Genomic DNA, 6,138 nt, shown 5'->3' on the forward strand with positions numbered 1-6,138 from the left:
AGAACGCGATGACGACGCAGACGATGACGGCCGTATCCGGCAACGACGGCGGCGGCGCCGGCACACCGCCGCCCGGCGGCCCGCTGCTCGCGCTCGACGGCATCACGGTGACGTTCCCGGGCGTGCGCGCGCTCGACACCGTGTCGCTGTCGGTGCGCGCGGGCGAAGTGCACGGGCTGATGGGCGAGAACGGCGCGGGGAAGTCGACGCTGCTGAAGGTGCTGTCCGGCCTGAACCAGCCGCAGGCCGGCACGCTGACGCTGAACGGCACGGTGCAGCGCTTCGCGTCGACACGCGCGGCGCTCGAAGCCGGCATCGCGATCATCTACCAGGAACTGCATCTGGTGCCTGAGCTGACGGTCGCCGAAAACCTGATGCTCGGGCAGTTGCCGAGCCGGCTCGGCGTGGTCGACGAACGCACGCTTGCCGCGCGTGCGCTCGATGCGCTGGAGCGGCTCGGCGAGCACATCGATCCGGGTATTCCGGTGAAGTATCTGTCGATCGGCCAGCGCCAGATGATCGAGATCGGCAAGGCGCTGATGCGCGACGCGCGCGTGATCGCGTTCGACGAGCCGACGAGTTCGCTGTCCGCGCGCGAAACCGCGCAACTGTTCCGGATCATCCGCGCGCTGCGCGCGGAAGGCCGCGCGATCATCTACGTCACGCACCGGATGGAAGAGGTGTATGAACTGTGCGACCGCGTGACCGTGTTTCGCGATGGCCGCCGCATCGACACGTTCGATTCGGTGACCGATCTCGACCGCGACCGGTTGATCGGCTGCATGGTCGGCCGTTCGATCGAGGACGTGTACGGCTACCGGCCGCGCCCTGCCGGCGACGTGCTGATCGAGGCGAAGGGGCTCGTGGGGCCCGGCTTGTCCGAGCCCGTGTCGTTCACCGCGCGGCGCGGCGAGATCGTCGGCTTCTTCGGGCTGGTCGGCGCGGGCCGCTCCGAGCTGATGAAGCTGCTGTACGGCGCCGCGCGCCCGAGCGCAGGGCATGTCGAGCTGCACGGGCGGCGCGTTGCGTTCGGCAGCCCGCGCGACGCGGTGCGCGCCGGCCTCGCGCTGTGCCCGGAAGACCGCAAGCAGGAGGGCATCGTCGCGATCGCGTCGGTGGCCGACAACCTGAACATCAGCGCGCGCCGGCATTTCAGCCCGGCGCGGATGCTGCTCGACGCGCGGCGCGAACGCGAACTCGCGCAACGCTACATCGAACGGCTCGCGATCAAGACCCGCGACGGCGACACGCCGATCGGCGCGCTGTCCGGCGGCAACCAGCAGAAGGTCGTGCTCGCGCGCTGGCTGGCCGAGCGGATCGACGTGTTTTTGATGGACGAGCCGACGCGCGGCATCGACGTCGGCGCGCGCGCGGAAATCTACAACCTGTTCTACGAACTCGCGGAAGCGGGCCGCACGGTGATCCTCGTGTCGAGCGACCTGGCCGAGGTGATCGGCGTGTCGGACCGGATCGTCGTGATGAAGGAAGGACGGATCGCGGGCGAGGTCGCGAAGGCGCAGGCGACGCCCGACGCGCTGATCAAGCTCGCACTGCCGCGCTAGCGCCCCGCAACGATCAACCGGAATGCCAATGACATGAGCCAGGCCATGCAACCCCAACGCACTTCCCCGTCCCCCGATGCCGCCGCCGTGCCCGCACGCGCACGCGGCGGCGTGTGGCAGCTGATCAACCGCTCCGGCATCGTGATGGTGTTTCTCGTGCTGTTCGCGACGCTGTCGCTGACCGTGCCGGACTTCCTCACGCCGCGCAACATCCAGGGCCTGCTGCTGTCGGTCACGCTGATCGGCTCGATCGCGGTGACGATGATGTTCGTGCTCGCGCTCGGCGAGGTCGACCTGTCGGTTGCGTCGATCGTCGCGTTCTCGGGCGTCGTCGCATCGACGCTGATCACCGCGACGCACAGCGTGGCGCTCGGCATCGCGGCCGGCATACTGGCGGGCGGCGCGGTCGGGCTCGTCAACGGCGTGCTGATCGCGCGCTGGCGGATCAATTCGCTGATCGTCACGCTCGCGATGATGGAAGTCGTGCGCGGGCTCGCGTTCATCACGTCGAACGGCGACGCGGTGATGATCTCCGAGGAGCGCTTTTTCGAACTCGGGTCAGGCTCGTTCCTCGGCATCTCTTATCCGATCTGGAGCAACATCGTCGGCTTCGTCGTGTTCGGCTTCCTGTTGCGCAAGACGGTATTCGGCAAGAACGTGCTGGCCGTCGGCGGCAACGGCGAGGCCGCGCTGCTCGCGGGGCTGCCGGTGATGCGCATCAAGATCACCGTGTTCGTACTGCAGGGGCTCGTGACCGGTTTCGCGGGCGTGATGCTCGCGTCGCGGATGAGCCTCGGCGATCCGAAGACGTCGGTCGGGCTCGAACTCGGCGTGATCTCCGCGTGCGTGCTCGGCGGCGTGTCGCTGACGGGCGGCGTCGCGACGATCTCCGGCGTATTGGTCGGCGTGCTGATCATGGGCGCGGTGCAGGACGCGATGAGCCTGCTGAACGTGCCGACGTTTTACCAATATCTGATACGCGGCGGAATTCTGTTGCTCGCGGTGCTGTTCGACCAGTATCGTCGCAACCAGCGCCGCGCGATGAAGATCTGACGAAAGCGCGGCGGCCCGCGAATGCGAAAAATATCGGGAGACGGCATGCAACAGATTGATCCGGCCGCGTCTGCGACGCTGCTGGCGGACACCCGCAACACGCTCGGCGAAGGCGCGACGTGGTGCGACAGGACGCAAGCGCTGTACTGGGTGGATATCGAAGGCGCGCAACTGTGGCGTTGCCGCGCGGATGGTTCTGACCTTGCACACTGGCCGATGCCCGAACGGCTCGCGTGTTTCGCACTGACGCATGATCCGGACGTGCTGCTCGTCGGGCTCGCGACGCATCTCGCGTTCTTCGACCTGCGCAGCGGCGTGTTCACGCGAATCGTCGACGTCGAGCCCGATCTGCCGACGCGGCTGAACGACGGGCGTTGCGATCCGTCCGGCGCGTTCGTGTTCGGGATGAAGGACGAGGGTAGCGAGCCGCCGCAAGCGGTCGGCGGGTTTTACCGGCTCAATGCCGACCTCACGCTCGAACGGCTCGCGTTGCCGCGGGCGGCGATCGCGAACAGCATCGCGTTCTCGCCGGACGGGTCGAAGATGGTCTTCTGCGATTCGCTCGTGCGCGAGATCTTCGTCTGCGATTACCGCGCGGGCGGCGACGTCGCGAACGTGCGGCCGTTCGCGCGCCTGACCGATCCCGACGGCGACCCGGACGGCTCGATGATCGATCGCGACGGCGGCCTGTGGAACGCGCAGTGGGGCGGCAGGCGCGTGGTGCGCTACGGGCCGGATGGCGTGGAGACGGAACGCATTGCGGTGCCGACCGCTCAGCCGAGCTGCGTGACGCTCGACGGTGAAGGACGCCTGTACGTGACGAGCGCACGCATCGGGCTGAGCGACGATGCGCTGGCCGACGACCCGCATGCGGGCGGCGTGTTCGTCGCGCAGACGCGGCACGCGGGGCTGCCGACGGCGCGGTTTGCGGGGATGCCCACGGCCTGAATGGCCGGCGATGACCGAGGGAGTCCATCCATTCGCGGACAAGAATCCGGCGTGTTCGGAAGGGATGTCTTGAACGCGATTTTGCTTATGGACTTTCGTCTTTCCGGCTCATGCTTGATCCGGTTCAGCCTTCCTTCATCCACTCCGGCTCCACATATTCCTCTACCCACATCCACTGACCCGGCTCAAACAAGTTCGTGTACTGGTTTCGCTTCGCTTGCTCCCGAGGGGTCAGCGTGCGGACATCGGGGAATTTATGCCCCTTCCGGATCATATGAATATCCGAGCTGGAAGTCTTGGTATATCCCTGCCAGATCCCCGTTTCAGGACACAGCATCCCCGTGCACAGATTCATCAACCCGTATTTGTGGCGCTTCACTTGTTGTTCTTCCAAGCGGCGCTGTTCGCGTTCCTCCGGTGTCAAAATCTTGTATGTGCGGCGTATCTCGACTATCCACAGTCGCTGCGGAAATGATCCATCCACCGGATTGATGTAACCAAGATCGACGTCGATCGGAAATTTGCTACCGGGGACGTCTTTTGAGCGATAGCGAAAGGACTGCAAGTTGGGAGCATCGGGGGTGCGCGTCCTTATTTCATTTCCATATCGATGATTCCCTCGAGAGTTAACCCAATAGTCCTCTAACTGAAGAAGCGACTTTATTTCCGTGTCAGGTAGATTGGCAACCCTTGCGTCAACGACAATTCTTACTCCAGCCGGAACAATTTTCACCTTGTCGCGATCCTCACTGTAGTCCTCCGGATCATCGCCAGTGGAAAATTCAATCTTCGTCCCATGCAGCGCACGATTTGCATATTTATAAAGAAATCCTTTTGCGGGAGGATGCGTCCACGTTGTGTAATTTGCTCCGAAGACAATATGTTCAGGATCGTATGGTGCATCATCGCGCAGAATCGCCATTGCTGTTTTAAGAATGGTGCGCAGCATGGCACGCTGCTCTTCGGCGGTCGTCTGCATTTTAAATCCTTCCCCCAATGGCGTTAAGTGAAGCATCGTATCCTCCTGTGCATGTACCGGGGTTACGCACAAAAGCACGATCAGGGCGGTCCCAATAGGCTTGCACCACTTCCGCACACGCATAAGCATCTTCTTCATGTAACTGGCTCCGGTATCCCTCTTCGAAACTCACCATCTTCGCCGCCGTTTCTGGCGACACTCTCAACAGCTTGCACACCTCGGCCTGTGCGATCGGCACATCGGGTTTCATATAGGTTCCGCCCGTCTGATTTTGCATGTGCGAAATCATCCAGTAATAGTGAAAAACCAACATGCGATGTAGCCCAGCCATTACCCGCGCGTCATCTGGGAGTCGCGTCTTCTCGGCTGCGAAAAAAGCATCTTTGCGCATACTGTCGTCATACACTCGCATTGCCTGAGAGAACATCGCGTAGTCGCTCGGATGCTGTTGAAGCAAGGCCATCATCCAAAATGTTTGCTGGCAATGTCGTGCCTCGTGATAAAGCAAATCCGCGAATGCCTTCAGCGTGCCATCCAAAGCAGTCGCATTATTCGATGATTTAACGATTTTCGCGACTTCTCTCTCCTGGATAGCTATCACCCAGTAGTTGCCAACAAATGATGCACTGACATCCGGACGCATGTTGTATTTGGCAGCACCTTCCGTTGCACTAACAATATCGATCTTGGGCGTCGCCCCATTTGACTTCATTGGGTCCCCTGAAGAACCACTTGGCATGCCAAACGGCCCAGCCGCAAGGGCGGTATTCAATACATTGCCAACCGCAAGCGCGATGCTTTCCTTTGCCTCATCCGATATCTCGCCGCTCAACGTATCGAACCTGCCCCACTCGATCCCGTTGAGTGCCTTCTTGATCGCTACCGCATAGGCCTTCGCCACCGGATACTCGACATCCCGGCGCACTGGCATGTCCGCTCGCGTATCACTCTGTTTCGCCCCGTCGATGAAGTGATGGAAGCGCAACCCGAAGTTCAGTGGATCGCAGCTCGCGAACGCGGCCGGCTGACGCTCGGACGTCGCTCCCTGTTGCGGGGTGCTGACTTTCTTGCCCTTGATCGTCGTGGTGCGTTTGTCGGCGTTCGGCGCTTGCGCGGTGTAGGGCGTCGTGTTCTCGCGCACGATGGCGGCCCGATTTACCGCAATCACCTTGTCCGGATCGCTCGCCGCCAGCAGCTCCACCGTGCCGAACGCGATGTCGTGGCTCGTCATCACGTCCGTTTCGCCCAGCTCGTTACTCACGCCCTCCATCACGCGTCCGTTGTCGAGCGTGACCCGGTACGGCTGGTTCGGCAGCGCAAATCCGCTGTCATGCTCCAACAGCACGAAGTGCGCCGCGTACTGCCCCGGATTGTCGGGTGTGACCGGCAGGCGCATGGGTCGCACCTGGCCTTCGTCTGTCTGATGACTGCCGGCATAGATCGTATGTTCGCCGGCCGTTCGCACCACATAACCTTGATCGCTGATGCGAACCTCCGTACTTCCTGCGTGCAGCACGATTTCGTCTGCCGCGTGCAGGTGGATGCTGTCGGCCGTACTCGTGATGTTGATGGTCTTCTTTGCGGTGAGGTCGACAC

General features: G+C 62.5%; 5 protein-coding genes. 3 read left to right on the plus strand and 2 right to left on the minus strand.

The window, feature by feature from the left end:
• The first annotated feature begins 8 nt into the window (after positions 1 to 8).
• Genes araG through G3N61_RS26260 form a run of 3 tightly spaced genes read left to right on the plus strand, consistent with a single transcriptional unit; the run spans position 9 to position 3,563 of the window.
• The gene (araG, locus tag G3N61_RS26250; protein WP_205823947.1) at positions 9 to 1,562 is read left to right on the plus strand and encodes an L-arabinose ABC transporter ATP-binding protein AraG; all 1,554 of its coding nucleotides are present in this window, start codon (positions 9 to 11) and stop codon (positions 1,560 to 1,562) included.
• 33 nt (positions 1,563 to 1,595) lie between these two features.
• Entirely contained in the window at positions 1,596 to 2,615 is a 1,020-nt protein-coding gene (gene araH, locus G3N61_RS26255; RefSeq protein ID WP_043186353.1) for an L-arabinose ABC transporter permease AraH, read from the plus strand.
• Between the two features lie 45 nt (positions 2,616 to 2,660).
• Positions 2,661 to 3,563 (plus strand): SMP-30/gluconolactonase/LRE family protein, encoded by a 903-nt coding sequence (locus tag G3N61_RS26260; protein WP_205823948.1) that lies wholly within the window; start codon positions 2,661 to 2,663, stop codon positions 3,561 to 3,563.
• Positions 3,564 to 3,687: 124 nt separating this feature from the next.
• On the opposite strand, the gene G3N61_RS26265 is transcribed toward G3N61_RS26260, so the two are convergent.
• Together G3N61_RS26265 and G3N61_RS26270 are read right to left on the minus strand one after the other, a co-directional pair.
• Complete coding sequence (locus G3N61_RS26265) at positions 3,688 to 4,542, minus strand: hypothetical protein (protein ID WP_205823949.1); 855 nt, start codon at positions 4,540 to 4,542, stop codon at positions 3,688 to 3,690.
• Position 4,543: 1 nt separating this feature from the next.
• Positions 4,544 to 6,138, minus strand: a 1,595-nt coding sequence (locus G3N61_RS26270; protein ID WP_205823950.1) for a DUF2345 domain-containing protein, incomplete at its 5' end; no start/stop codon positions are given.

This window comes from Burkholderia sp. Ac-20349, assembly GCF_017104865.1.
Classification (GTDB): domain Bacteria; phylum Pseudomonadota; class Gammaproteobacteria; order Burkholderiales; family Burkholderiaceae; genus Burkholderia; species Burkholderia aenigmatica.

Excerpts from the sequence above, each read along its gene's own strand:
- araH (WP_043186353.1), top strand. The coding sequence starts at position 1,596 with ATGAGCCAGGCCATGCAACCCCAACGCACTTCCCCGTCCCCCGATGCC.
- G3N61_RS26260 (WP_205823948.1), top strand. The coding sequence starts at position 2,661 with ATGCAACAGATTGATCCGGCCGCGTCTGCGACGCTGCTGGCGGACACC.
- G3N61_RS26265 (WP_205823949.1), bottom strand. The coding sequence starts at position 4,542 with ATGCAGACGACCGCCGAAGAGCAGCGTGCCATGCTGCGCACCATTCTT.
- araG (WP_205823947.1), top strand. The coding sequence starts at position 9 with ATGACGACGCAGACGATGACGGCCGTATCCGGCAACGACGGCGGCGGC.